Genomic DNA, 22,767 nt, shown 5'->3' on the forward strand with positions numbered 1-22,767 from the left:
GCGGGATGCGGGTGCACGTCCACCCCGACCGCTGCATCGGTGCCGGCCTCTGCGTGATGAGCGCGCCGGCGGTCTTCGACCAGGACGACGACAGCGGCCTGGTCGTTCTGCTCGACGACAGCCCCGCGGGCGCCGACGCCGACCACGCGCGCAAGATCGCCGAGCACATCTGCCCGTCGAAGGCCATCGGGATCACCGGCGGCTGAACCTGTCGGGTGGCCTCCGGTCCCGGGCACCCGGTCAGAGGTCACCCGACAGGCACCGAGCCGCCCGCACACCGGCTCGCGGGTCCGTCGCCGTACACACGCCGACGGGCCCGCCTCTGTGCCCGAACCCGACACCTCCATACGCCCGCACCCTTCCGCGGTGCCGGCCGTCGACCAGAGTGGACCGCACACATGACAAGGCTCAACCGCTGGAAGGTGCTCAGGGCCGGCGAGGGCTCCGGCCTCGTCCTGGCCGTCGACTTCGCCACCACCGGGCGGCCCGACTCCAGCTTCTCCGACCTCGTCCCGCACCTCGACCCACAGCTCACCGTGTGGGAGACCAGGCAGCCCGACACCGGCGACGGGATGTCCGCGGCGGACTACATCGAGCGGTGGGACCGCCAGGTCGAGGACAGCGGCCACACCGTCCGGGGCGTGCTCGGCTACTGCGCGGGCAGCGTCTTCGCGGGTGAGCTGGCCGCGCGGGTGGCGGCCCGGCAGGGCCAGGCACCCCCGTTCGTGATGTTCGACCCGGAGGTGCCGACGCCGGCCGCCCTGGACCGCGACTTCGCCGCCATGATGGGCCAGTTCGCCTCGGTGCTCTCCGCCGACGAGGTGACCGCCGCACGGCAGGCAGCGGCGGCGGCGCGGGTGACCGCCCCCGACTTCGCCGCCTTCGGTGACGAGCTCGTGCGGATCTTCCGGGAGCAGGCCGGGGCGGCCTTCGCCCGCGAGGAGCTCGACACGGACCTGCTGGAGGAGTTCGCGGCGGTGTTCCGGTCGTTCGTGTCGTATCTGGACGCGGCCCGGGGTATCGATCCGACCGCCGCCTGGCGCACCGCCACCGCGGTCAACTCCCGGCAGCCGACCGAGGGGGCCCTGCTGGCCGCTCGGACCGTCGGGATTCCCGTCGACCACGCCGACATCCTGCGCAGCACCCTGACGGCCGACGCCGTCACGGGGATCCTCTCGGCCCACGCGCCCTCCTGACAGGCGCCGGGGCGGACCGCCGCCCCGGCGCCTGCCGCCCCGGTGTCAGGGAGCCGCCGCCGTCCGGTCGACCCGGGCGCGCGGCCGGCTCGAACCGATGAGCGCGCCGACCGTCATGACGCACCGTCCGCCGTCCCAGGTCTCCCCGGACACGAAGACGTTGTCCGACATCAGCCGGTCGACGCGCACCACATGACGCAGCACGGCCCCGGGCCGGACCTCTCCGGCGAAGCGGCAGTGCCGGAAGGCCGCCGCGACCTGCACACCCTCGGTGGTGCCGCTCGACAGCCACAGGAGCACGGAGGACTGCCCGAAGGACTCCAGCATCAGCGTCCTGGGGTACATGTACCGGGACAGCGGCAGGCCGTCCTCCATCGACCCGTAGCACGGTTCCGACCCGGAGACCGCCTTGAGCGTCGTGATCTCCCGGCCGGGCTCGAAGGCCTCCACCCGGTCCACCAGCAGCATGGGGTGGCGTACGGGCAGCCGGTCCAGGATCGCGGTGTAGTCGGGTCCGGAAGCGGTGACGGCCACCGGGGGCGGCCCGCCCGCGGGCACGAGCGCGTCGGACACGACGGCGTCCCGCCCGCCGAGCACGACCTTCGCGGCGACGACCGGGACGCCGTCCTGGCGTACGCCGTCCGCGGTGACCCGCCACCGCCCGTCACCGGCCTCGGTGGCCGTGACGTCCAGCCGGATCTCGTCACCGCCCTGCATGGGCGCCAGCCACCGGCCGGAGGTGACCTCCACCAGGTTCAGCGGCTCGTCGCCGCCGGTGAGTGCCGACACCGCCTGCCGGAGCCCTTCGAGGACGAAGACGGCGGGCAGCAGGGTGAGGCCGGGGAAGTGCCCGGCCATGTACGGGTCGTCGGCACGCACCGTCTTGAACAGGCGGAACCGGAGGCCCGGTCCGCCGGGGCACACGTCGATCCTGTCGAACGCGCGCAGCGGGGTCGCGAAGGTGTGCCGCCCCCCAGGAGTCCGGCCGGTCATATGAACCACACGTGGTCGTACGCGGGCCAGTGGCGCGCCAGTTCCGCCGGGCTCGTACAGGTGGTGCCCGGCAGCAGGTCCTCGGGGCCGAATCCGAGCGCGGCGAGCGCGTCCCCGTCCACGAAGACCTCGAAGCCCGCGTCGACCAGGTCCCGTACGGAACCCCGGTAGTCCGGGAGCCGGTCAAGGGTCGTCGAACCGAGCTGCAGCGAGGGTACGTAGGCGTGCTCCTCGACGGCCATCGTCACCGTCGCGCCGCGCAGCGCCAGATGGACGTGCTCGAACTGGCCGTGCAGGTCGAGCAGTCCGTACAGGGGGTGGAAGAACTGGACCTCGACCGCGCCCCGGTAGGCGCGGTCGATGACGCAGAGCACGCGTCGGCGGGGCTCCGCCCGGCGGGTCGTCATCAGGCTCCTCCGAGGTACAGCGTCTGCCTGGCCGCGCCGATGGTTCCCGCCAGCCGGGACGGCGACCGGTGCCGCACGTGCGGGATGTGGTGGGTCGCTCCGCGTTCCTCGGTGCACGCGGTGCACGCGATCCAGGCGAAGCGGCCGTCGCTGTCGGCGGTCAGCTGCCGGACGATCGCCGAGGAGGAGGGGTAATGCCCCTCGGGGTCCCGGGTGTTCGGCAGCTTGGTGTCTCCGAAGGTGTCCTGCGTGAGCATGTTGGCGTACCCGCACGCCCAGACCCGTACGGACCCGCCGTTGTGGAGCACCGCGTGCGAGAGACGCAGCGCCGAGGTCACCACGTCGCAGGAGTGCGGGGCGGCGGTCATGATCAGGAGAAGGTCCCACACCCGGCGCTTCATCGGGGTCCCCATCAGTGCCACACACCTCTGCAGTCGTCCTCGGCCAGGGCCGCCGCGACGGTCTCCATGCCGGCGAGCCTCACGTGCGGCGACAGCCTGGTGCCGCCGAGCGCGCGCTGCGCAGCCGAGAAGTCGTCGACCAGGATCTCGACCCCGGCCTCGGCGAGCCGCTCGATCTCGGGCACATCGGTTCCGGCCGCGCTGAGCACCCCGTCCTCGACGAGGTAGACCCGCACCCGGTGGCCGGCTCCCGCCAGCGCCACGGCGTCCAGGAGGAAGGTGCCCGCGTTGGGCCCCGCCCAGGTGCCCTTGCTCTCGATCAGGAAGTAGGAGCCGGCGCTCCCGCCGTCGTCCGTACGGTCCGGCCGCGCGTCCATCAACCGCTCAGCTTCCGGCTGAGCAGTGCGCAGATGTCGGGGAACGTACGGAGCTTGATGAGCTCCTCCTCGGGGATCCTGATCTCGTATCGCTGCTCCAGTGTGACGGCGAGCTCCAGCGCCACCACCGAGTCGACGCCCAGCTCCTCGATGAGCAGCACGTCGTCGGTCAGCGCCGAGGACTCGACGTCCAGGGTGTCCGCCACCATGTCCCGGAGCTCCGACGTGTCCAGCGCAATTTCGACACTCACCGGATTCCCTTTCTTTCGGCTATTCATCTCGTCTCCGCTTCATTCGGTGTTCACTATTCGAATTCACGGAGCCGACGGATCGCCGCCGATGGTAATGCAGCATCCCGAAGGCGGTGGAGATGCCCGAGTGATTGCTGCAGGTACTTGCAGGCGCAACAGTGTCCGGGTATTACCGAGTGCACCCTGGTCCGGTATCGGTCGCATTGTTTTTGCACTGTTCGGAGAAGTGGGGTGCGCCAGTGACGGTCGTCGTCACAGGTCTGGGAGCGGTGACCTGCTTCGGCAGCGGGGTCGACGCACTGTGGGAGGGGCTGCTGCGTGCCGACGGCCGGCCGGTGCCCGCACCGGACGCCTGCGGTCTGCCGGAGCACCCGCGGCTGTACGCGGCCCCGGCCGGCGACGCCACGACCGGACGCACCGGCGCGCTGATGGTCGAGGCGGTCGCCGAGGCGGTCGCCGAGGCCCGGCTGACCGGCGACGACCTGCTCTCCGCCGGCCTGACCGTCGGCACCTCGCTCGGCGACATCGACCTCGCGGAGCGGCAGGGGCCCGGCCGCCGGCTCGCGACCCACGGGGTGGCCGCGGTGGTCGCCGACCGTTTCGGCATCGGTGGCTGCGGCCACACCCTGTCCACCGCCTGCTCCGCCGGTGCGTACGCGGTGAGTTGGGGCGCCGAGCTGATCGAGACCGGGCAGGCCGACATCGTCGTGGCCTGCGGCGGCGACGCCTTCTCCCGGGTGGCCGTCGGCACCCTGCACCGGTTCGGGCTGCTGGACCCCGAGTGCTGCCGTCCCTTCGACACCGATCGCGCGGGCATGGTCACCGGTGAGGGCGCGGCGGCCTTGGTGCTGGAGTCGGCCGAGTCCGCCCGGCGCCGGGGTGTGGCGGTGCAGTCGGTGCTCGCCGGGCAGGGCTGGAGCTGCGACGCCCACCATCCGATGGCTCCGGAGCCGTCCGGCGGACAGCTGCGGCGCGCGGTCGCCCAGGCCCTCGCCACCTCCGGACCCCCCGGAGCCGTCGTCCTGCACCGTGCCGGGGTGACACTCAACGACTCCGTGGAGAGCACCGCCGTCAGCGAGGCCGTGACGGCCGCCGGCGGCGACATCGCCGGTACGGTCGGCTACGCGCCGAAGGCGGTGATGGGCCATACCGCGGGCGCCGCGGGCGTGTTCGGCTGTGTGATCGCCGCCCGGATGCTGCGCGAGGGCCTGGTGCCGCCCAACGCCCATGTCACCACCGTCGATCCCACCTGCCCGATGGACATCCCCCTGGCGGGGCCCGTCCCCCTGCCCCGTCCGGCCGTGCTGGTGAGCGGCACCGGCTTCGGGGCGAACAACGCGGTGCTCGCCTGGGAGGCCGGCGCATGAACGTATGGCTGACGGGTACCGGCGCGGTGGCGGAGGAGCTCCGGGCTCCGTCGGAGGACCGGGACGCCTCCTGGTTCGACCCCGCCGAACACCTCGGCCGGCGCGGCTGGAAGTACTTCAGCCCGGCCACCCGCTATCTGCTCGCCGCGGGCCACCAGGCGCTCGGCAGGTGCCATGACGACCCGCCCCTCACCGGCCGCCAGAGCCTGCGCCTGGGCGTCGTCACGGGCACCCAGTACGCGATCGCCCACGCCCACCGGAGGATGGACGACACCCTGCGTACCGAGGGCGTCCGGGGTATCGGTCCGGCCGAGGTCCCCGCGTTCTCGATGAGCACCCCCGGCAGCCAGCTCGCCATCGGCACCGGTGCCCGGGCGTTCTCGGTCACGCTGACCAATCCGGTCACCGCCGGCCTGGAGGCCGTGCACTTCGCGCTCACGGCGCTGCGTACCGGCCGTGCCGACCGGGTGGTGGCCGCGGCCACCGACCAGGCACCCGACGGGGAGCGGCAGCACGACGCAGCCGCCGCCGTCGTGCTGTCGGCCCCGGATCCCGCCGACCCGGCCGACGGGGCCGGCGCGCTCGCCGAGATCACCGGCGGGCTCTCCCGGTTCGTCGTACGGGGTGCCGACGGCGGCTGGGAACCGGCCGCCCTCGCCGCGGCCTGCGCACGCGTCGCCGCACTGGCCGCCGGCGCGCACGGACTGCGGCTCGTCGTCAGCGGACCGGCCGGCGCCGCACGGCTGGGAGCCGCGACCCGGGACGCCGTCGCGACGGCGGTCGCCGGGGCCGGAGGTTCGCTGTGCGACCCCGCGGGAACATTCACCGAGGCCCGGCACTGCACGGTGTCGGGAATTCTGGAGCTGATCGCGCTGGCCCGGGAAGGAGGGCCCGCACTCGTGGTGTCCCTCTCCGATTCCGGGCATCTCACCGCCGTGGCACTACGCAGCCCCGTGCAGTCTTGATTTCACCATTCCTTCGAAAAGAATACGCCGCCGAAAAGGCACATGGCTTTTGACCGCCTATCACCACTCGGATACCATTCCGGTCATGACACTGATGGCGGTGCAACCGACCTCGCGAATGATCAGGATGCGCAGAATCTGCGGCTACGGCACCGTCATTGCGGTCATGCCGTACATGCTGATCAAAATCGCCTGGACATTCGGTCTCTTCCTCCCGACCGAGGAAATGGGCGAAGCCGACTGGCGTGCGATCAACGCGACGACCGCCGTACTCGCGGCAGTGGGAATTCTGCTGGCGACGGCATTCGTCCGGCCGTGGGGCGAGCGGCTTCCCGCATGGCTGATCGTCATACCCGTCTGGGTGGGCACCGGTCTGCTCGTCCCCATGCTGCTCCTGGCGCCGGTGCTCGGCCCGGCCGCCATGTCCCGGGACGAACAGGCGGAGGCCTCCACCGACCTGTGGGCCTACGAACAGACCTTCGTCATGATCTCGCTGGTCGGCGTGGGCATCGGCCTGCCCCTCGCACTGGCCGGCTACGCGAGGGCACGGTGGCCCGAGGCCCTGAGCGGTCCGGCCGATCCGGGGGAGGCCCCGGGGAACACCCTGGCGCTGCAGACCACCGTGTCCCGGCTGCTCGCGGCCGGCTGTGTCGCGCTCGGCGTCGTCAAGGTGTTCTGGGCGGCGGGCGGCGAAGCGGGACTCGACGCGGGCAGCCTGTCCCACCGTGACATGTGGTGGCATCTGCTGTCGCTGAGCACGGGGGTCTGGGCGTTCGCCGGAGCGTGGGGGCTCCTGGCGCTGACGAGCCGTCGGGGGCCGAAGAAGTTCCTGATCCCCATGGCGGCGTCATGGATCTCCTCCGGCATGCTCTTCTCGTACAGCCTCTACAGCCTGCTCACGAACCTCGGCACGAAACGGCCCGCGCCCGAGAGCGAGTTGGCGCACCTGCTGGCCGGTCAGGCCGGCACCGTCCTGGGCGTACTCATGGGCATGGTCATCCTGCTGGTCCTCCACGACCGCAGGCGGGCCCTGCGCGAGGCCGCCTGAACCGCCCCGGTCCCCGCACGAGCGACGCCACGCCGACAGGGTCGGCGCGGCGTCCCGCGTACTACGGCCGCCACGCGCGGGGGGCGGCTCCGGTGCACCATCTCGGCAGCCCGGCCCACACGTCCGCCTCGTAGAAGTGCCCGCCCGGCAGCTCGAACGCCTCGAAGCCCGCGTCCGCCAGGGACTTCCAGTCCCGCTCCACCTCGGCGAAGGGCTCGGTGTCCCCCGTGCCGTAGAGCAGTCGCAGTGGAACCGAGGCCCGGGACCCCGCGGAGAAGCGGTACGACTCCGAGACCGCGAGGTCCGCACGGAGCAGTTCCACCGCGAGGGCGCGAAGCTCCGGTTCGGCGGCCACGACCGCGGGCATCTGCCCGAACTCGCGCATCCACGCGACCAGGGCGTCGTCGCTGTCGTGCGACCGGGGCACATGGGCACCGTGCGCCTGGCGCCTGTGGGGCGCCACCCCGCCGGAGACGACGAGGGCGGACGGCGCCGGGGCGCCGAGGCGTTCGAGCTCCGCCGCCGTCTCGAAGGCCAGCCAGGAGCCCATGCTGTGGCCGAACAGCGTGTACGGCCGGGCGCCGAGGCCGCGGACCGCGCTCACCACGTCGTCCCGCAGGGCGACCCAGTCGCGGGCGAACGGCACGCCGAAGCGCGCCTCCCGGCCCGGATAGCAGATCAGCGCCAGCTCCACGTCGTCCGGCACGACGTCCGCCCACCGGCGGAAGGGTGCGGTGCCGCCGCCGCAGAAGCTCAGGCACACCAGCACGCGATCGGCACCCGGACGAGGCCGGGGCCGGTACACCGCGGCGGTGGAGGATACCGTCTGCATGATCGTCCTTCCGGTCCCGCCTACTTGGCTTCGGCCATCTGGCGCACGAGACTCAGCGGGCGCATGTCGGTCCAGTTCTCCTCGACGTAGTCCAGGCAGGCCTGCCTGCTGTCCTGGCCGTGCTTCACCGTCCAGCCGGCGGGGACCTCGGCGAACGCGGGCCACAGGGAGTGCTGGCCCTCCTCGTTGACCAGGACGTAGTAGCTGGCGTCGTTGTCCTCGAACGGGTTGGTGCTCATCGTTTTCTCTCCAACGTTTCCGGGATGGGAAGAACTCATCGCGACATGCAGTCCGGTGACCGTCCTGAATTCGGAGCGCGAGGGCTCCGGTGTCAGGCCGATTCCTTCCGGAACATCGGGACAGCGGCCTCGACCGGAGGTTCGCCGGTCTCGTCCTCCCTGTCCGTACGCGGGTTACGGATGTCGTTCATCAGCGTCAGGACGGCCCGCGCCGATGACAGGACCGACCGCCCGTCACTGGTCAGCCGGACACCGCTGGGGTGCCGGGTGAACAGTTTGAAACCGAGGGACCGTTCCAGGCACTGGATCTGGTAGGTGATCGCGGGCTGGGAATAACCGAGTTGTCGTGCCGCGGCATCCATCCGCCCGGTATCCGCAACCGAAACGAAAGCCTTGAACTCACGCTCGTGCATCACACCTCGCATTCGGCCGATATCACGGCAGAAATTCCGATGACCAAGAACGCCGTATCAAAATCCTACAGATACCGGGGGCGCCTCCCCCCCTCACCTTTCAGGAAGCTGCACCGGCGCGGAACCGGAACACCGCGCGCCCCCGGCCGTGTTCCGGCAGGGGGCGCGCGGTGTCCGGACCTGCCCCGCTACCTGCCCGTGGAACCGACGAGGACGTCGGAGTCCTGGTCGCCCGCCGCCTCCGGGCCGTCACCCTCGGGTGCGTCGTGGCGGTTGCCCGGCCACCAGGCCTTCGGGCCCACCAGGGTGGTGACCGCCGGAACCAGGAGGATCCCGATCACGAACGCGCTCAGCAGGATGCCGAAGGCGACGGCGAAGCCCATCTGCTTCAGCATGGAGTTGTCGGCGAGCATCAGCACACCGAAGGTGCCCGCGAGGATGACCGCCGCGGCACCGATGGTGGGGGCGGAGTGTGTGACGGCCTGCTGTACGGCCTCGCGCGGTTCCTTGCCGCTCTGGATCTCCTCGCGCAGCCGGGCCACCATCAGGATGTTGTAGTCCGTCCCGATCGCCACGACGAAGAGGTAGACGATCACCGGCAGCATGAACAACAGGCCGTTCGAGCCTGCCTGGAACAGCCAGACGGTGGCGCCGAGGGTCCCGCCGAAGCCGAGGCCGACCGCGATCATCAGGTACCAGGGCGCGATGAGGCTGCGCAGCATCAGCCCGAGGATGAGCATGATCGCCACCGCGGCGATCGGGAACACGAGCTTGTAGTCGCGGTTCACGGCGGTCTGGACATCCGCGAGGACCGCCGTGCTGCCGCCGACGTACTGCTCCGTGCCCTTCGGCGCGGCCTCGTGGACGGTGTCCCGCAGTTCACCGTTGACCAGGTCCATGGCCCGGTCCTCGGTGGGACGGTAGTCGAGCACGACGCTGTACTGCGCGACCCGGCCGTCCGGGCTGACCAGGGCGGGGGCCACCTGGTCCACGCCGTCGACGCCCGACAGTTCCTTCCCGTACGCGTCCAGTCCGCCCTTGTCGAGCTCCGCCCCGCCGGTCGCCTTCACGTAGACGAACGTCGGGTCGGACTGCCCGGCGGAGAAGCCGCTCTGGAAGTCCTTCATCGCCTGGACGGATTCCAGGTTGTCCGGGAGCGAGCTCTCGGTGTCGTACTCCGCCTTGAAGCCGAACACGCCCAGGGCCAGTGCCGCGAGGAGCACACCGGAGACACCGGCGATGGCGGCCGGCCTGCGGGCCGCGAAGCTTCCGACCCGGCCCGCGATGGCGCCGCGGGGCTGCTTGCGCCAGGCCTTCGACGGCCAGAACGCCGCCGTGCCCAGCAGCGAGAAGACGGCGGGGACGAGGGTGAGCGCGGCGACCAGGGTGACGGCGACGGCGATGGCCAGCGACAGGCCCATGCTGCTGAGCATGCCCATGGAGGACAGCAGCAGCGACAGGAACGCGACGATGACGACGCTCGCGGCCGAGGTGATGGTCTCCCCGACCCGGCCGGCGGCCGTGGCCAGCGCCTCCTTGGGCTGCATGCCCTCACGGAGGTGCTCCCGGTACCGGAAGAGCAGGAAGAGCGTGTAGTCGGTGCCCACGCCGAAGAGCACCACGATGAGGATCGCGGAGATGGAGGCCGGTGCCTCCATACCGAAGATCTCGCTGGCGGTCGCGATGACACCCATGGTGACCATGAAGACGACGCCGATGATGAGAACGGGCATCAGGGCGATCACGGGGCTGCGGAAGATGACCAGCAGCAGCACGATGATGAGCACCAGCGTGGACATCATCACCATCGCGTCGGTGCTGTCCGACGCCTCCTGCGAGTCCAGCACCGTGGCGGTCGGCCCGGTGAGGCCCAGCTCCAGGTCACTGCCGGAGAGCAGGTCCGCCGCCTCGGTGCGCAGGGTGCCGACGGAGTCGACCAGCACCTCGTCATGAGCCGTCTTCGTGGAGGCGAACACATGGACGAGGGCGATCTTCCCGTCCGGCGACACCGCAGCCGGGTCCGCCACCACGTCGGTGATCTTGGCGAGCTTCTCGCCCTGCAGGCCGGCCGCGATCTCGCCGACCTCCTTCTTGTCGTCCGCGGTCAGCGCCTTGCCGTCGGAGCGCTGGAGGACGCCGATGGCCGCGGGCTGGCGGCTCTGCGGGAACGCGTCCTTCTGGATCTCCACGGCGCGTACCGACTCGAAGTGCGAAGGGAGGAACTCCGCCTGGTCGCTGGTCGGTTTCAACTGTGGGGCCAGCGCGATCAGGGCAGCGGTCGCCACCAGCCACAACGCGACGACCAGCCAGGGGCGGTTCACCGAGAACCGCCCGATTCCTCGGAACATGAAAAACCCTCCACAACTTCGACCCGCGGCTTGTCCCGCCGCCGCGTACCCGTACTCGGACACTGGACCGCCACGTTCCGCAACGTGCCGACCGCCTTCAAGTAGCCGTGCAGATACCTGCAGCGACCTCGTTCAGAGCCCTGCCCGCCAGGAGACCCGGGAGGAGGGCGGCGACTCCGCGCGCCGCCACGGGGCCCGCACGGCTCCGTCGGAACCGGCAGGTCCGGGGTGCCGAAGAGCCGTGAGCAGCACCGCGACCACCGCCGCCAGCTCATCGGGGGTCGGGGATCCGTGGACCACGATCGGCCGGGATCCGCCCGGCCCGGTGCCGGCGCTCACGCGGGCTGGTTTCCGTGCTTGCGCGACGGCAGGTCGGCGTGCTTGAGCCGCAGCATCGCCAGGGAGCGGATCAGCGTCCCGCGCGTCTCGGCGGGGTCGATGACGTCGTCGACCAGACCGCGCTCCGCGGCGTAGTAGGGGTGCATCAGCTCCGTCCTGTACTCCTTGACCAACTGGCCGCGCAGGCCTTCGGGGTCGTCGGAGTCGGCGATGCGGCGGCGGAAGATGACGTTGGCCGCGCCCTCCGCGCCCATGACGGCGATCTCGTTGGTGGGCCACGCGTAGGTGAGGTCGGCCCCGACGGACTGGCTGTCCATGACGATGTACGCACCTCCGTAGGCCTTGCGCAGGATCAGCGAGATCCTCGGCACGGTGGCGTTGCAGTACGCGTACAGGAGCTTCGCGCCGTGCCGGATGATCCCGCCGTGCTCCTGGTCCACGCCGGGCAGGAAGCCGGGTACGTCGACGAGGGTGACCAGCGGGATGTTGAACGCGTCGCAGAACTGGACGAAGCGCGCCCCCTTCTCGGAGGAGCGGATGTCCAGCACTCCGGCGTACGACAGGGGCTGGTTGGCCACGATGCCGACGACGTGGCCGTCGAGCCGGGCCAGTGCGCAGATGATGTTGGTGGCCCAGCGTTCGTGGATCTCCAGGAAGTCGCCGTCGTCGACGAGTTCCTCGATGACCTTGTGCATGTCGTAGGGGCGGTTGCCGTCGGCCGGGACGAGGTCGAGGAGGACGTCGCCGCGCCGGTCGGCCGGGTCGTCGCCCGGTACGACGGGAGGGTTCTCGCGGTTGTTGGAGGGGAGCATGCCGATCAGGTAGCGGACCTCGGCGATGCAGGTCTCCTCGTCGTCGTACGCGAAGTGCGCGACGCCGGAGGTCCCGGCGTGCACGTCCGCGCCGCCGAGGCCGTTCTGCGTGATCTCCTCGCCGGTGACCGCCTTGACGACGTCCGGTCCGGTGATGAACATCTGCGAGGTCTCACGGACCATGAACACGAAGTCGGTGAGCGCCGGACTGTAGGCCGCGCCGCCGGCGCACGGGCCGAGCATCACGCTGATCTGCGGGATGACACCGGAGGCACGGGTGTTGCGCTGGAAGATCCCGCCGTACCCGGCGAGCGCGGACACGCCCTCCTGGATACGGGCCCCGGCACCGTCGTTCAGCGAGACCAGCGGAGCACCGGCCGAGATGGCCATGTCCATGATCTTGTGGATCTTCGTGGCGTGGGCCTCACCCAGCGCCCCGCCGAAGATCCGGAAGTCGTGCGCGTACACGAAGACCGTGCGGCCCTCGACCGTCCCCCAGCCGGTGATGACACCGTCCGTGTACGGTCTCTTCTCCTCCAGGCCGAAACCGGTCGCCCGGTGCCGGCGGAGCTGCTCGACCTCCTTGAACGAACCCGGATCCAGCAGCAGATCGATGCGCTCCCGGGCGGTCAGCTTGCCCTTGGCATGCTGCGCCTCGGTCGCCCGGTCGCTCGGTCCGCGCAGCGCTTCGGCGCGGATCACCGCCAGTTCGCCCCATGATTCCGGTGGCATGTCCAACCCCTTTGTCGTGTCTGCTGGTCCGGTCAGTGCCCCGCGCCCACCGTGCGGGCGACGCGTGAGTCGACGTAGTCGCACAGGGCGTGCAGCGCCCGGTGCGCCGGCCCCGGCGGCAGCACGTCCAGCGCTGCCCGGGCGAGGCCGAGCCGGTGGCGCAGGTGGGCCTCGGCGCCCGCCGGGGCGGGCGACACCGCGAACAGCCGCAGTGCGCGCCGGCGGTCGGCCGGGTCCTCCAGCGGTCCGGCCGACAGCAGTTCCCGCAGCTCGGCGCCGGCCGGGCGCCCGTCCGCGACGGCCAGGAGCACCGGCAGGCTGGGGGCCCCGGCGGCCAGGTCCGCGCCCTGCTCCTTGCCGGTGCGCGAGGCGGGCGCGACGAGGTCGAGGAGGTCGTCGGATATCTGGAAGGCGATGCCCAGCTGACGCCCGTACTCGGTGAGTGCGCTTCCGTACGCGTCCGGGGCACCCGCGCGGAGCGCGCCTGCCCCCAGCGCCATGGCGAGCAGGGCCGCCGTCTTGCCCGAGGCGACCTGGAAGTAGTGGGCGACGGGATCCTCGCCCTCGTCGGGCCCTGTCATCTCGCGCAGCTGGCCCACGACCAGTTCGCTCGCCACATCGGCCTGGAACCGCACCATCTCCGGGCCGAGTTCGGCGGCGAGCCGGGCGGCGCGGGCCAGCAGCCAGTTGCCGCCGGCCACGGCGAGGCGCGCGCCCCAGAGAGCGTTGGCGCTGACCACTCCGTGTCTCAGCTCCGCCCCGTCCATCACGTCGTCGTGGTAGAGGGAGGAGATGTGGACGAGTTCGGCGATCACGGCGGCCTCGACGACCCCGTCCCGCCAGGACTCCCCGAACTCCGCGCCGAGCAGTACCAGCAGCGGGCGCAGCCGTTTGCCTCCCGCCGTCGCGATGTGGCCCGTGAGCTCGGCCACGCGTGGATCGGGGGCGTCCGACGCACAGCCCAGCAGGCGCTTCTCGACGTCGAGCAGGGATTGGGCCGTCCGCTCCCGGAACGACGGGTCGTGTGCGGCCATGTGTACAAGCAGCTCGGAACCGGGCAGGGCCGTGACAGTCATGTCCTCGTCCTTTTTCTCGGCGGGCCCGCGGCGCCGTGGACGTACACGGCGGGCACGACGCGCAGTGGACCCGACGGTCCGGCCTCATGAAGGGACCAGACCCCCGGCGTCCCGGCGGTACGGGGGGGGATCGCCCGCCGGACAGGCAGGCTCCGTGATCGGGGCGAGCACTACACCTGACGCGTCCATGGAACTGCCCGCGCACCGCGCCGGGCAATACCCGCTTCAGGAAGCTGCCAGCAGACGGGGCACGGGCGCCCAGGTGTGCGTCCCGGGAAGCGGAATATAGAAAACGCATAGGTATGTACCCAACCCTGGAGCGGACGCCCGGCAGGGGCGGTTCGAGGAGGAGGGACACATGGGCGAGGACGCCGCACCGGATCCGACCGAGGTACCGGACACCCCGGCACGGACCGGGGCGCAGTGGCACGGGTGTGTGCCGAAGGGCACCCCCGACGGGTGCGGGCCGGAGGAGGACATCGCGTACTCGGAGGAGGACCAGGCCATGGACGACCAGGGGCTGCGCTGGGCGGCGTTGCTGGCGGCGTTCATCAACGACGTGCAGCCCCCTCCGCCCGGTCCCTCGGCCGACTGACCGGGACCGGCCGGGTCAGGAGCGCTGCGACGGACGCCGCTCACGCACCAGCAACCGGACCAGCGGTGTGCACCGGTAGCGCTCCTGCTCCGGGAACACGTCGGACGGGCCGCCGCCCGCCAGGAGCGGCGGAATCCCGCCCGGTGTCACCTCCGTGCCCTCGCCGGCCACCGCGCTCCCCCGGGGCGCTCCGGCGGCGAGCTCCAGCAACCCGCCCTCCACCAGCGCGTCCAGGGCCCCACGCGTCCGGTCCTCCGACCAGTTGAGCCGTTGCGCGGCGCCGGCGGGCGAGAAGTCACCCGGCTCCGTCCGGGCCAGGGTGCGCAGGACCGGACGCAGCGGCGGTTCGAGCCGCATGACGCCCGCCCGGAGCACGGTCCACAGCTCCTGGGCCCCCTCCCCCCACTCGTCCGGCCGCACCTCTCCGTTCTCCAGCCTGTCGACCAGCCTGCTCACCGGCCACTGAGGGCGGGCGACCAGCCGGGCCGCACAGAACCGCAGCGCCAGCGGCAGTCCCTCGCAGAGCTCCAACAGCTGCCGGGTGGCCGCCGGTTCGGCGTCGAGACACTCCTGGCCGACACGGGAGGACAACAGCTCCCGCGCCTCCGTGTCATCGAGCCGTCCGACCCGCACCGCCCTGACACCCTCCGTCGAGACGAGGTGCCGGCCACCGCTGATCAGCACCCGGCAGCCGGATCCGCTCGCCAGCAGGGGCCGCACCTGGCGTTCGTCCGACGCGTTGTCGAGCACCACGAGGATCCGGCGACGGGACAGGGCGCTGCGGTACAGCTGTACGCGCTCGTCCAGCGTGGCGGGCAGGTCCTCGGCCCGTACGTACATCAGCGCGCGCAGGAAGCTGCCGAGCACGTCCAGCGGATCCTTGGGCCGGCCCGCCTCGTCGCGCAGATCGATGTAGAGCTGGCCCTGCCGGAAGTCGTCCCGGCAGGCGTGCCCCGCGCGTACGGCCAGGGCCGAGGTGCCCACCCCGGCCGCGCCGGTCAGGACGACCCCCCGGTACGAGCTCCGGCTGTCACGCAGCTCCTCCACGACACAGGCGAGTTCGGAGTGGCGGCCGACGAATCCGGCCGTGTCCGTCGGCAGCATCGCGGGGACCAGCCCGTTCCACGGACTGTGCGTGGCACGTCGGCCCACGCCGTCCGGCGCGAGGGGTGTCTGCGCGACGGGCCCGGCGCGCCGCACGGTCAGGGTCAGGGGTTCGGCGGCAGCCGGACCGGGCAGCTCCTCGAGCAGCACCGCGCGGTGGAGCGCGCGCAACGACGCCCCCGGGGCCACGCCCAGCTCCTCCTGGAGAACCCGGCGGCCCTGTTCGTACACCCGCAGCGCGTCCATCTGCCGGTCGCAGCGGTACAGCGCTGTCATCAGGTGCCCGCGCAGCGACTCCCTGGCCGGGTTCTCCGCCACCAGCCGGGTGAGTTCCGGGAGTGCGGCGTCGTGTCTGCCCAGGTGGAGGACCGCCTCCATGCGGTGGTCCACCGCCCGCAACCGTGCCTCCTCCAGCAGGGGGAGCTCGGTCCTGGCCAGGAGGTCCGTGACGTCCGACAGTGCGGGGCCTCGCCACAGCCCGAGCGCGGGTTCGAGACTGGCCGCGGCCTCCGCGTAGCGGCGCTGCGCGAGGTACTGGCGCCCCTGTTCGGCGAGCTGCTGGAAGGTCTTCCAGTCGAATCGGGACGAGCCCAGGACCAGGCCGTAGCCACGGTGTTTCCGCACCAGCCTGAGACCGGGCTCGCAGCTGCGCCGCAGCCGGGAGATGTAGGTGTAGAGCTGCGCGGACTTCGTCGCGGGCGGTGTGGGTCCCCACAGCAGTTCGGCGAGCCACAGATCGGAGACGAACCGTCCGGGGGAGATGAGGAGGGCCGCGAGCACGGTGCGCTGCTTGGCGGCGGTGAGCGGGATACGGACTCCGCGGGCCCAGATCTCCGTCGGTCCGAGGATCCTGAACTCCATCTGCGGTACGGATTCCTGCTGCCGCGTCAGTACGGGCCGCCCCACGCCCTGGTGGGGGGAGCTCATCCGCCGGACGCTTCGCCCAGTCGCAGCGCCGCGTCGATCACGGCACCGCCGAACTCCCGCGCGGGCTCCCTGGTCAGCACCGAGGCCGGACCCGACAGGGAGAGCGCCGCGACCACCCGGCCGCCGGGCCCCCGCACGGGAGCGGCCAGTGTGACGACATCGGTGTCCCAGATGCCGAGGCTCTGCGCCCAGCCGCGGCGGCGCACCTGTGTCAGCGTGGCGGCGGTGAAACGTGCCCGGGCGACGCCCGCGTACAGCACTTCGGGGTCCTCCCAGGCGAGCAGCACCTGGGCCACCGCACCGGACCGCAGGGTGAAGGCGGTTCCCACCGCCACCGCGTCCTTCTCCGCCGTGGAGACCTCCGCACCGGCCACGCACAGCTGCCCGCCGTCGCAGCGGCGGTGCAGGCGGGCACCGCCGCCGGTCCGGTCGCGCAGGTCCGCCAGCACGGTCCCGGCCAGGGCCAGCATGCGGTCACCGTGCACGACGACCGCCATCTCCCCCAGCCGTGGCCCCAGTTGGAACCGTCCCCTGGAGTCACGGGTGACGAGGCGGAGCCGCTCCAGCGCCTGGGCCAGCCTGTGGGCGGTGGGACGTGTCAGCCCCGAGACCACGACGATCCGGGACAGCGAGGCCGGGCCGTCCTCCAGCACACTCAGCAGCAGCGACGCCTTGTTGAGCACGCCGACCCCGCTGTCGTGGGGAAGAGGAGCAAGGTCGGGGTAGGGCAAGGTGGTCATCGAACACCCTCCAGGGACTCGGCCGGCACACCGGTCGGTTCGGCACGCCGGGCGATGAGGTAGAAGTGGCCGCCGGCGAAGGCCCGTCGGGCAGGTCCGGCGGGAGCGAAGTCGGCCCGCACCGCCGGGCCCGCACCGGCCACCCGGGAATCGTGTTCACCGGTGCGGCAGCGGGCCGGGCGGGCGCTCCGCCGACGGCGGGCGCCCACGCTCCCGGGGCCTGCGTGGAGCGGGGGCGCCACAGCAGTCGTCACGTCCGGGGTCTCCGGAGTGGTCCTGTCCGTGCCGGCGACCTCGGCGATCAGCGTCTCGTCGTCCGTACGCGAGGGGCGGGGGGCGAAGCGGTGAAGGGCCTTCCGGGCCACGCCCCGGCGGGTCGCAGCCCTGCGGCGGCGGAACCGTCCGCCGCCCGTGCCGGCCTTCATTCTGTTCGCACCTCGCGTCGGCGGTACTTCTCGGCGGTACTGCGCCGGGGCGCGCAGGCGGACCCGGTCGACGCAGCCAGTTGTAGCCGCCCGCTTCCCGGCCCGACAACGGCAACTTCAGGAAGCTGCCAGTACGGACCTCCGCCGCCTGCCCGTCAGGCCTCCGCGGCGGGAGGCGCCGGCGGCTGCCCGGGACTCTCGATCCCGCCGAGCAGGCCGAGCTCCGCGGCCCGTACGCCCGCCTGGAAGCGCGAGTTGGCGTCGAGCAGCGTCATGACCTCCGCGACGTACCGCCGGTAGGTGCGTACGGACACGATGAGTTCCCGTGCGGCCACCTCGTCCGTGACCCCGGCACGCAGGGCCCCGAGTATCTGCCTGGCGAGATCCGTGCGGCAGTGGTCACCGAACGTGATGCGTGCGGCGGCGGGCACCGCGTTGCGCCACACCCCCTCGTAGAGGGTGCGGAGCGTGCTGATGACGTCGGGCACCTTGATGAGCGACGCGCGGCGGCCGGTCGACGACTCGGCCGAGACCAGCGCCACCGATCCGTCGACGATCACGGCCTGCAGGGGTGGGACGCGGGCCACCCGGATCTCGATGGGTGAGCCCAGCGCGAGCTGCTCACGCACGAAGTCCTCGTCGATCATGGCAGGGGAGCACAACAGCCGCAGCCGGACGCTCTCGGGCACCATGTAGGTCAGTTCGCGTAAGGGCCCCTTCGCCTCGGCGCCGCAGCTCGGCCCCGAGGCGAGCACCACGTCAATGCTCGACCGGGCCTGCAGCACCAGCTTGCGGGCCTCGCTCAGCACCTCCCCCCGCTGGCCGTCCACGGCGATGATCTGGTGGTCCCACGAGACCCTGTTGCGATGCCGCTCCACCGTCGATTCGATCAGGGCGCGGACCTGGAGCAGTGCCTGCTCGATGGCGTCCTGTCCCTCGTCCGGCCCTTCGCCACCGCGGGCCGACGGTCCGGCCGCTTCCTCCCCGGCCCCCTTCGGCCTCCGCGGATCGCCGCCGCCCGCATCCGGGCCCGTCGCAGATGTCGTCCTTGTCATCTTCCTGTTGCCCCCGTTGATCAACGGTGGGTGTCACTGCACGGGCTGACGGGTCAGCACCGGTCCAGCAACCCCAGCTCCACCGCGCGAACCCCTGCCTGAAAACGGGAGTTCGCCCCGAGTACGCGCATGATCGCGGCGACATGGCGCCGATAGGTCCGCAGAGACACGTCGATCTCCCGCGCGGCCACGTCGTCGGTACGCCCCGCACGAAGCTGTTCGAGGATCCGGCACGCCAGTTCGTTGCGCAGACTGCGGTCCAGCAGGAGCTCGTCGGCGACCGGGCGGGCGACGGCCCAGGCACCGGCGAAGAGCAGATCGAGCGCCCCGACCGCCGCAGGGTCGGTGATGACCGCCGCGTGCCGGCCACCCGATCCGTCGCCGGACTGGACCAGCGCGGTCCGGCCGTCGACGATCAGCGCCTCACGCAGCTCACCGTTCGCCATACGCACTTCGAGCGAGGTATCGGCGAACCCCTGCTGGCAGTCTGCGGACAGTTCGAGCGCCCGGCCCGCCGCGAGCAGCCGCACCGCGAGCTGGCCCCGCCTCCTCGGCGTCGTCGACGGCGCCACAGCACCGGCCACCGTCTTGATCACCACGGCCGAGTGCTTCCAGTTGCCGCTGACCGCGAGATGGGCCGAGTACTTCGCACCCGCCATGACCCGCTTCACGGCGTTGTCCACCGAGCCGTCGTCCGCCCGCACCAGCAGCGACGCGCCGCCCGGCCGGCTGCGATGCATCGACACCGAGGACTCGATCAGTGCCCGCGCCTCCAGGAGCGCGCGCTCCACGGAATCGGCACCACGCACACCATCTGGCGCATCCGTCACCCCCGAACCCATTCCGCTCCCTCATGTACCAATTCGACCGGCCCGGGAAACAATCACCCGCGCTGGGTTCATTCCTCAAAGGGCCACGGAGCCGAAAGAGGTTGATAGATAAATCGATTACGTATCCCTTGGGCACTAACGCGCCAACGCCCAACTTTCCCAGACATTAGATCTCGGACGTGAACCAGTCAACGGCCGACCGGCACAAGCGGACGGATCGGGTCCGCGATTTCCCCTCAAGCCGGTCCCAACCCCATCCGGCGGAGCGAATTTGTCACCAAGCTGCATCCGGGCCACCTATTCGAGCCCTTCACATTCCACTTACCCTGCCGTACGTGGTCGCATGATCACCCAGCGGAGTCGAAGCTGTCCGGTAGAGGCCATCCGCCTCTGCAACGCGACGGCCCCGCCTACCCTCCGTCAATGACCGAATTCCACGCCCCCGCGGCGACCGATGCGGCCGTCCGGTGGTGGCTGTCGACCGGAGAGAATCCCGATCCGGCCGATCTGGCCCTCCTGGACGCCGGCGAGCGCGACCGACTGAGCCGCATCGAACACCCCCGTCTCGCAACCGAGTTCATCGTCAGCCGCGCGGGCACCCGGCGCGCGCTCTCGGATCTCCTCGACGTCGATCCGGCGGAGATCGGGCTGGGGAGGCTGCCCTGTCCCGGCTGCGGGGACCAAAGGCATGGACCACCTGCCGTCGTCCGCCCGCCGGGCCCTTTCCGGATCAGCATCTCCCACTCCTCCGGATGCTTCCTTCTGGCGGTCGCCCGGGTCCCGGTCGGCGTGGACGTCGAGCGGATACGCGCCGTGGACACCGACTCGATGGCGCGGGTCGCGCTCACCGCCGCCGAGCACCTGCACGTCCGCAACGCCCCGCCGGGCATCGAGCGGAGCAGGGCGTTCCTGCGCTGCTGGACGCGTAAGGAGGCGGTGCTCAAAGCGATCGGCATCGGCCTGGCCGCGGACCTGACGGGCATCGAGACCCACCCTGACCACCCGGACCCGGCCAGGGTCACGGCGGGCATCCCGGGCACTCCGGACGCCTGGGCCGTGCGCGATCTGCCGTTGCCGACGGGCTGGACTGCAACCGTGGCACTGCCACACAGCGTCTCCATAGGTGTGAACAGCCTTCGTCAACACTGAACCCGCTCGAACAATACCGACAATCCCCACCCGATATTCCGATATACGTCCCCCTGTTCGCAATGCCGCGTTCCCCACGCGGACAACAAGGATTCGCCCGGCGAATCCCTTTACTACTTGTGAGTAATGCTCACCTCCCGCGGATAATCACCGCGGCTCTTCGGCGTGCGCAAAACTTCGGGGCGGCAAGGAATACGCGCGCGGGCGCTCGCGGTCTCACGAATGAATAACGAATCGCCTGTCCGGCCACCGCCGGGCGGACGCCCGCTCCATCGACGGGGCGCCCGGGGACTCGGCTCGCGTCCGGTCCTCGGTCCGCCCCGGGAGCCCGCCGCTATTCTCGTGCACGGTCTGCCACGACCGTACGGGGGAGGAAGCACACCATGGAGCAGCTGGGTTCCGGCGATCCGCGACGCATCGGCAGCTACCGCCTGCTGGGCCGTCTCGGCGCGGGCGGGATGGGCAGGGTGTTCCTGGCCCGCTCCGACCGCGGCCGTACCGTCGCCATCAAGCTGGTCCGTCCCGAGCTCGCGGCGGAGCAGCAGTTCCGCGACCGCTTCCGTGCGGAGGTGGGGGCGGCCCGCCGGGTCGGGGGTGTCTGGACCGCGCCGGTGCTCGACGCCGACACGGAGGCCACGGTGCCGTGGGTGGCCACGGGATACGTCGCCGGACCGGCGCTCCAGCGGATCGTCTCGGGCCGTCCCGGCGTCCCGGTGTCCGAGTCGGGGGCGTACGGTCCGCTCCCGGAGCGCTCCGTGCGCATCCTGGCGGCCGGGCTCGCGGGCGCCCTCCAGGACATCCACCGGGCCGGACTGATCCACCGTGATCTGAAGCCGTCCAACGTCCTGATGACGATCGACGGGCCGCGGGTCATCGACTTCGGCATAGCCCGGGCGCTGGAGACGGTCGCCGACGGCGGTCTCACCCGTACCGGGGCGCTCATCGGCTCGCCCGGCTTCATGGCACCCGAGCAGGTGCGCGGGGAGCGGGTGACGACGGCGTGCGACGTGTTCTGCCTCGGCTCCGTCCTGGCGTACGCGGCCACCGGCCGGCTTCCGTTCGGCGTGGCGGACACCGGGGTGCACGCGCTGATGTACCGGATCGCGCAGGAGGACCCGGATCTGACCGGCGTACCCGTGGACCTGGTCGAGCTGATCCGGGACTGCCTGGCCAAGGACCCGGAGGCGCGGCCCTCCACGGACGCCGTCCTGGAACGGCTGGGCGAGACGGCGTCGGCGGAGCCCTGGCTGCCCGGTGCGCTGATCGCCCAGCTCGGCCGGCACGCGGTGGAGCTGCTGGATTCCGAGGACCCGGAGGAGAGCGGGCACCGGCCCCCGTCCGGACAGTCCCCGGCTCCCGCGCACACCCCCGCCGCCCCGCGGACCCCGGCAGCCCCGCCCGCCCCGAGGCCGCCCCAGCAGCCGCCGGGCACCCCGCACGCGCGGCCCACCGCGGCTGGCCCACCGCCGTCCCCACCGCCGTCCTACGGCTACCCGCAGCAGCAGCCCGCCCCGGGGTACGGCAACGGGTTCACCACGCCGTACGGCCCGCCCCGGTTCGCCGCCCCCGTCCCTCCTCCCGCGCCGCGGCGCCGCCGCTCGGCGGGCTCGGCCGTGCTGCTGGTCGCGGTCGCCGTGCTCGTCGCGATCGGGGCGGGCTGGTCGGTCTACACGTTCATGGGGGACGGCGACGGACGCACCACGACCTCGCCGGCCCCGAGCGGGTCCCGTTCCCCCTCCGGTCCGGGCTCCGGGACCTCCACCGACGGGAAGAGCGGTACGGGCGTCATCCCCGACGGCTATCTGGGCACCTGGTCGGGGGCCGTCGAGGGCGGCGGCGGACACTCCACCCGACGGCTCGTCATCCAGCAGGGCGAGGTGGGCGACACGGTCCTGTCCCTCACGGCGGACGGCCCGCTCGACACCGGGGACTCGTACCACTGCGTGTTCCAGGCGCCGTTGGAGGCCGAGCCGTCCCCCGGTTCCTCGGTCCGCATCGGTTCCTCCGAGGTCACCGTCGGCGAACCGATGACGTCGTGCACCCCGGGCAGGCCCACCGTCCTGACCCTGCTGTCCGACGGCACGCTGCGCCGCGAGATCGCGGACACCGGCGAGAGTCTGACGTACACGAAGACGGGCTGACCCGT

25 protein-coding genes are annotated in these 22,767 nt (G+C 71.7%); 8 read left to right on the plus strand and 17 right to left on the minus strand.

The annotated features are described in order from the left end of the window. Positions 1-5 precede the first annotated feature (5 nt). Together OG524_RS16895 and OG524_RS16900 are read left to right on the plus strand one after the other, a co-directional pair. Complete coding sequence (locus OG524_RS16895; protein ID WP_405393161.1) at positions 6-206, plus strand: ferredoxin; 201 nt, start codon at positions 6-8, stop codon at positions 204-206. A gap of 192 nt (positions 207-398) precedes the next feature. Next, a complete protein-coding gene (locus OG524_RS16900; RefSeq protein WP_405389995.1) occupies positions 399-1,196 on the plus strand; it encodes a hypothetical protein in 798 nt (265 codons plus the stop codon). A gap of 45 nt (positions 1,197-1,241) precedes the next feature. On the opposite strand, the gene OG524_RS16905 is transcribed toward OG524_RS16900, so the two are convergent. From OG524_RS16905 to OG524_RS16925, 5 genes are read right to left on the minus strand one after another with little or no spacing between them, the layout of a single operon-like run. Continuing rightward, on the minus strand, positions 1,242-2,189 hold the full coding sequence (locus OG524_RS16905) for a hypothetical protein (RefSeq protein WP_405389994.1): 948 nt from the start codon (positions 2,187-2,189) through the stop codon (positions 1,242-1,244). Next, the gene (locus tag OG524_RS16910) at positions 2,186-2,596 is read right to left on the minus strand and encodes a hypothetical protein (protein ID WP_405389993.1); all 411 of its coding nucleotides are present in this window, start codon (positions 2,594-2,596) and stop codon (positions 2,186-2,188) included. Before OG524_RS16910 ends, OG524_RS16905 begins: the two co-directional genes overlap by 4 nt. After that, positions 2,596-3,009: a hypothetical protein gene (locus tag OG524_RS16915; protein WP_405389992.1), complete on the minus strand. Its 414-nt coding sequence runs from the start codon at positions 3,007-3,009 to the stop codon at positions 2,596-2,598. Before OG524_RS16915 ends, OG524_RS16910 begins: the two co-directional genes overlap by 1 nt. Further along, positions 3,009-3,374 carry a hypothetical protein gene (locus tag OG524_RS16920; RefSeq protein ID WP_405389991.1) on the minus strand — a complete coding sequence of 122 codons (366 nt, stop codon included), beginning with the start codon at positions 3,372-3,374 and terminating at the stop codon, positions 3,009-3,011. The genes OG524_RS16915 and OG524_RS16920 overlap by 1 nt, the downstream gene beginning before the upstream one ends. Beyond that, on the minus strand, positions 3,374-3,625 hold the full coding sequence (locus OG524_RS16925; RefSeq protein ID WP_405389990.1) for an acyl carrier protein: 252 nt from the start codon (positions 3,623-3,625) through the stop codon (positions 3,374-3,376). The genes OG524_RS16920 and OG524_RS16925 overlap by 1 nt, the downstream gene beginning before the upstream one ends. 239 nt (positions 3,626-3,864) lie before the next feature. Here OG524_RS16925 and OG524_RS16930 point away from each other — a divergent pair, with 239 nt between their 5' ends. From OG524_RS16930 to OG524_RS16940, 3 genes are all read left to right on the plus strand, one after another. After that, positions 3,865-4,992, plus strand: coding sequence for a beta-ketoacyl-[acyl-carrier-protein] synthase family protein (locus tag OG524_RS16930; RefSeq protein ID WP_405389989.1), 1,128 nt, complete (start codon positions 3,865-3,867; stop codon positions 4,990-4,992). Further along, complete coding sequence (locus OG524_RS16935) at positions 4,989-5,957, plus strand: beta-ketoacyl synthase N-terminal-like domain-containing protein (protein WP_405389988.1); 969 nt, start codon at positions 4,989-4,991, stop codon at positions 5,955-5,957. Before OG524_RS16930 ends, OG524_RS16935 begins: the two co-directional genes overlap by 4 nt. A gap of 85 nt (positions 5,958-6,042) precedes the next feature. Further along, a complete protein-coding gene (locus OG524_RS16940; protein WP_405389987.1) occupies positions 6,043-7,005 on the plus strand; it encodes a hypothetical protein in 963 nt (320 codons plus the stop codon). Between the two features lie 61 nt (positions 7,006-7,066). Here OG524_RS16940 and OG524_RS16945 read toward each other — a convergent pair whose 3' ends face one another. From OG524_RS16945 to OG524_RS16975, 7 genes are all read right to left on the minus strand, one after another. Beyond that, positions 7,067-7,837, minus strand: coding sequence for a thioesterase II family protein (locus OG524_RS16945; protein WP_405389986.1), 771 nt, complete (start codon positions 7,835-7,837; stop codon positions 7,067-7,069). Between the two features lie 20 nt (positions 7,838-7,857). Continuing rightward, a complete protein-coding gene (locus OG524_RS16950) occupies positions 7,858-8,076 on the minus strand; it encodes an MbtH family protein (protein WP_384501852.1) in 219 nt (72 codons plus the stop codon). 92 nt (positions 8,077-8,168) lie between these two features. Next, positions 8,169-8,501, minus strand: coding sequence for a LysR family transcriptional regulator (locus OG524_RS16955; protein ID WP_405810882.1), 333 nt, complete (start codon positions 8,499-8,501; stop codon positions 8,169-8,171). A gap of 176 nt (positions 8,502-8,677) precedes the next feature. Next, entirely contained in the window at positions 8,678-10,837 is a 2,160-nt protein-coding gene (locus OG524_RS16960; RefSeq protein WP_405389984.1) for an MMPL family transporter, read from the minus strand. A 132-nt stretch (positions 10,838-10,969) separates the two neighbouring features. Next, positions 10,970-11,176 (minus strand): acyl-CoA carboxylase subunit epsilon, encoded by a 207-nt coding sequence (locus OG524_RS16965; RefSeq protein ID WP_405389983.1) that lies wholly within the window; start codon positions 11,174-11,176, stop codon positions 10,970-10,972. Further along, positions 11,173-12,720 (minus strand): acyl-CoA carboxylase subunit beta, encoded by a 1,548-nt coding sequence (locus OG524_RS16970; RefSeq protein WP_405389982.1) that lies wholly within the window; start codon positions 12,718-12,720, stop codon positions 11,173-11,175. The genes OG524_RS16965 and OG524_RS16970 overlap by 4 nt, the downstream gene beginning before the upstream one ends. Before the next feature lie 32 nt (positions 12,721-12,752). Continuing rightward, a complete protein-coding gene (locus OG524_RS16975; RefSeq protein ID WP_405389981.1) occupies positions 12,753-13,796 on the minus strand; it encodes a polyprenyl synthetase family protein in 1,044 nt (347 codons plus the stop codon). Between the two features lie 358 nt (positions 13,797-14,154). On the opposite strand from OG524_RS16975, the gene OG524_RS16980 reads away from it, so the two are divergent. Continuing rightward, entirely contained in the window at positions 14,155-14,391 is a 237-nt protein-coding gene (locus OG524_RS16980) for a hypothetical protein (RefSeq protein WP_405389980.1), read from the plus strand. Between the two features lie 15 nt (positions 14,392-14,406). Here the strand turns inward: OG524_RS16980 and OG524_RS16985 are convergent, their stop codons facing one another. The 5 genes from OG524_RS16985 to OG524_RS17005 all read right to left on the minus strand — a co-directional run bounded on the left by OG524_RS16985 (position 14,407) and on the right by OG524_RS17005 (position 19,433). Beyond that, positions 14,407-16,422, minus strand: a complete 2,016-nt coding sequence (locus tag OG524_RS16985; RefSeq protein ID WP_405389979.1) for a BTAD domain-containing putative transcriptional regulator — start codon at positions 16,420-16,422, stop codon at positions 14,407-14,409. Continuing rightward, entirely contained in the window at positions 16,419-17,162 is a 744-nt protein-coding gene (locus OG524_RS16990; RefSeq protein WP_405810886.1) for an IclR family transcriptional regulator, read from the minus strand. Before OG524_RS16990 ends, OG524_RS16985 begins: the two co-directional genes overlap by 4 nt. Then, positions 17,159-17,587, minus strand: coding sequence for a hypothetical protein (locus OG524_RS16995; RefSeq protein WP_405389977.1), 429 nt, complete (start codon positions 17,585-17,587; stop codon positions 17,159-17,161). Before OG524_RS16995 ends, OG524_RS16990 begins: the two co-directional genes overlap by 4 nt. Positions 17,588-17,742: 155 nt before the next feature. Continuing rightward, positions 17,743-18,642: a LuxR family transcriptional regulator gene (locus OG524_RS17000; RefSeq protein ID WP_405389976.1), complete on the minus strand. Its 900-nt coding sequence runs from the start codon at positions 18,640-18,642 to the stop codon at positions 17,743-17,745. A 53-nt stretch (positions 18,643-18,695) separates the two neighbouring features. Then, on the minus strand, positions 18,696-19,433 hold the full coding sequence (locus tag OG524_RS17005; protein ID WP_405389975.1) for a hypothetical protein: 738 nt from the start codon (positions 19,431-19,433) through the stop codon (positions 18,696-18,698). Between the two features lie 462 nt (positions 19,434-19,895). Here OG524_RS17005 and OG524_RS17010 point away from each other — a divergent pair, with 462 nt between their 5' ends. Both OG524_RS17010 and OG524_RS17015 read left to right on the plus strand, forming a co-directional pair. After that, on the plus strand, positions 19,896-20,621 hold the full coding sequence (locus OG524_RS17010) for a 4'-phosphopantetheinyl transferase family protein (protein ID WP_405389974.1): 726 nt from the start codon (positions 19,896-19,898) through the stop codon (positions 20,619-20,621). 383 nt (positions 20,622-21,004) lie between these two features. Next, positions 21,005-22,762: a serine/threonine-protein kinase gene (locus tag OG524_RS17015; protein WP_405810889.1), complete on the plus strand. Its 1,758-nt coding sequence runs from the start codon at positions 21,005-21,007 to the stop codon at positions 22,760-22,762. Positions 22,763-22,767: the final 5 nt, after the last annotated feature.

It is taken from the genome of Streptomyces sp. NBC_01520, from assembly GCF_045040375.1.
Classification (GTDB): domain Bacteria; phylum Actinomycetota; class Actinomycetes; order Streptomycetales; family Streptomycetaceae; genus Streptomyces.

Excerpts from the sequence above, each read along its gene's own strand:
- OG524_RS16980 (WP_405389980.1), top strand. The coding sequence starts at position 14,155 with ATGGGCGAGGACGCCGCACCGGATCCGACCGAGGTACCGGACACCCCG.
- OG524_RS17015 (WP_405810889.1), top strand. The coding sequence starts at position 21,005 with ATGGAGCAGCTGGGTTCCGGCGATCCGCGACGCATCGGCAGCTACCGC.
- OG524_RS16955 (WP_405810882.1), bottom strand. The coding sequence starts at position 8,501 with ATGCGAGGTGTGATGCACGAGCGTGAGTTCAAGGCTTTCGTTTCGGTT.
- OG524_RS17000 (WP_405389976.1), bottom strand. The coding sequence starts at position 18,642 with ATGACAAGGACGACATCTGCGACGGGCCCGGATGCGGGCGGCGGCGAT.
- OG524_RS16940 (WP_405389987.1), top strand. The coding sequence starts at position 6,043 with ATGACACTGATGGCGGTGCAACCGACCTCGCGAATGATCAGGATGCGC.
- OG524_RS16950 (WP_384501852.1), bottom strand. The coding sequence starts at position 8,076 with ATGAGCACCAACCCGTTCGAGGACAACGACGCCAGCTACTACGTCCTG.
- OG524_RS17010 (WP_405389974.1), top strand. The coding sequence starts at position 19,896 with ATGACCGAATTCCACGCCCCCGCGGCGACCGATGCGGCCGTCCGGTGG.
- OG524_RS16895 (WP_405393161.1), top strand. The coding sequence starts at position 6 with ATGCGGGTGCACGTCCACCCCGACCGCTGCATCGGTGCCGGCCTCTGC.
- OG524_RS16960 (WP_405389984.1), bottom strand. The coding sequence starts at position 10,837 with ATGTTCCGAGGAATCGGGCGGTTCTCGGTGAACCGCCCCTGGCTGGTC.
- OG524_RS16945 (WP_405389986.1), bottom strand. The coding sequence starts at position 7,837 with ATGCAGACGGTATCCTCCACCGCCGCGGTGTACCGGCCCCGGCCTCGT.
- OG524_RS16975 (WP_405389981.1), bottom strand. The coding sequence starts at position 13,796 with ATGACTGTCACGGCCCTGCCCGGTTCCGAGCTGCTTGTACACATGGCC.
- OG524_RS16910 (WP_405389993.1), bottom strand. The coding sequence starts at position 2,596 with ATGACGACCCGCCGGGCGGAGCCCCGCCGACGCGTGCTCTGCGTCATC.
- OG524_RS16915 (WP_405389992.1), bottom strand. The coding sequence starts at position 3,009 with ATGGGGACCCCGATGAAGCGCCGGGTGTGGGACCTTCTCCTGATCATG.
- OG524_RS16935 (WP_405389988.1), top strand. The coding sequence starts at position 4,989 with ATGAACGTATGGCTGACGGGTACCGGCGCGGTGGCGGAGGAGCTCCGG.
- OG524_RS16905 (WP_405389994.1), bottom strand. The coding sequence starts at position 2,189 with ATGACCGGCCGGACTCCTGGGGGGCGGCACACCTTCGCGACCCCGCTG.
- OG524_RS16990 (WP_405810886.1), bottom strand. The coding sequence starts at position 17,162 with ATGACCACCTTGCCCTACCCCGACCTTGCTCCTCTTCCCCACGACAGC.
- OG524_RS16995 (WP_405389977.1), bottom strand. The coding sequence starts at position 17,587 with ATGAAGGCCGGCACGGGCGGCGGACGGTTCCGCCGCCGCAGGGCTGCG.
- OG524_RS16970 (WP_405389982.1), bottom strand. The coding sequence starts at position 12,720 with ATGCCACCGGAATCATGGGGCGAACTGGCGGTGATCCGCGCCGAAGCG.
- OG524_RS16920 (WP_405389991.1), bottom strand. The coding sequence starts at position 3,374 with ATGGACGCGCGGCCGGACCGTACGGACGACGGCGGGAGCGCCGGCTCC.
- OG524_RS16985 (WP_405389979.1), bottom strand. The coding sequence starts at position 16,422 with ATGAGCTCCCCCCACCAGGGCGTGGGGCGGCCCGTACTGACGCGGCAG.
- OG524_RS16900 (WP_405389995.1), top strand. The coding sequence starts at position 399 with ATGACAAGGCTCAACCGCTGGAAGGTGCTCAGGGCCGGCGAGGGCTCC.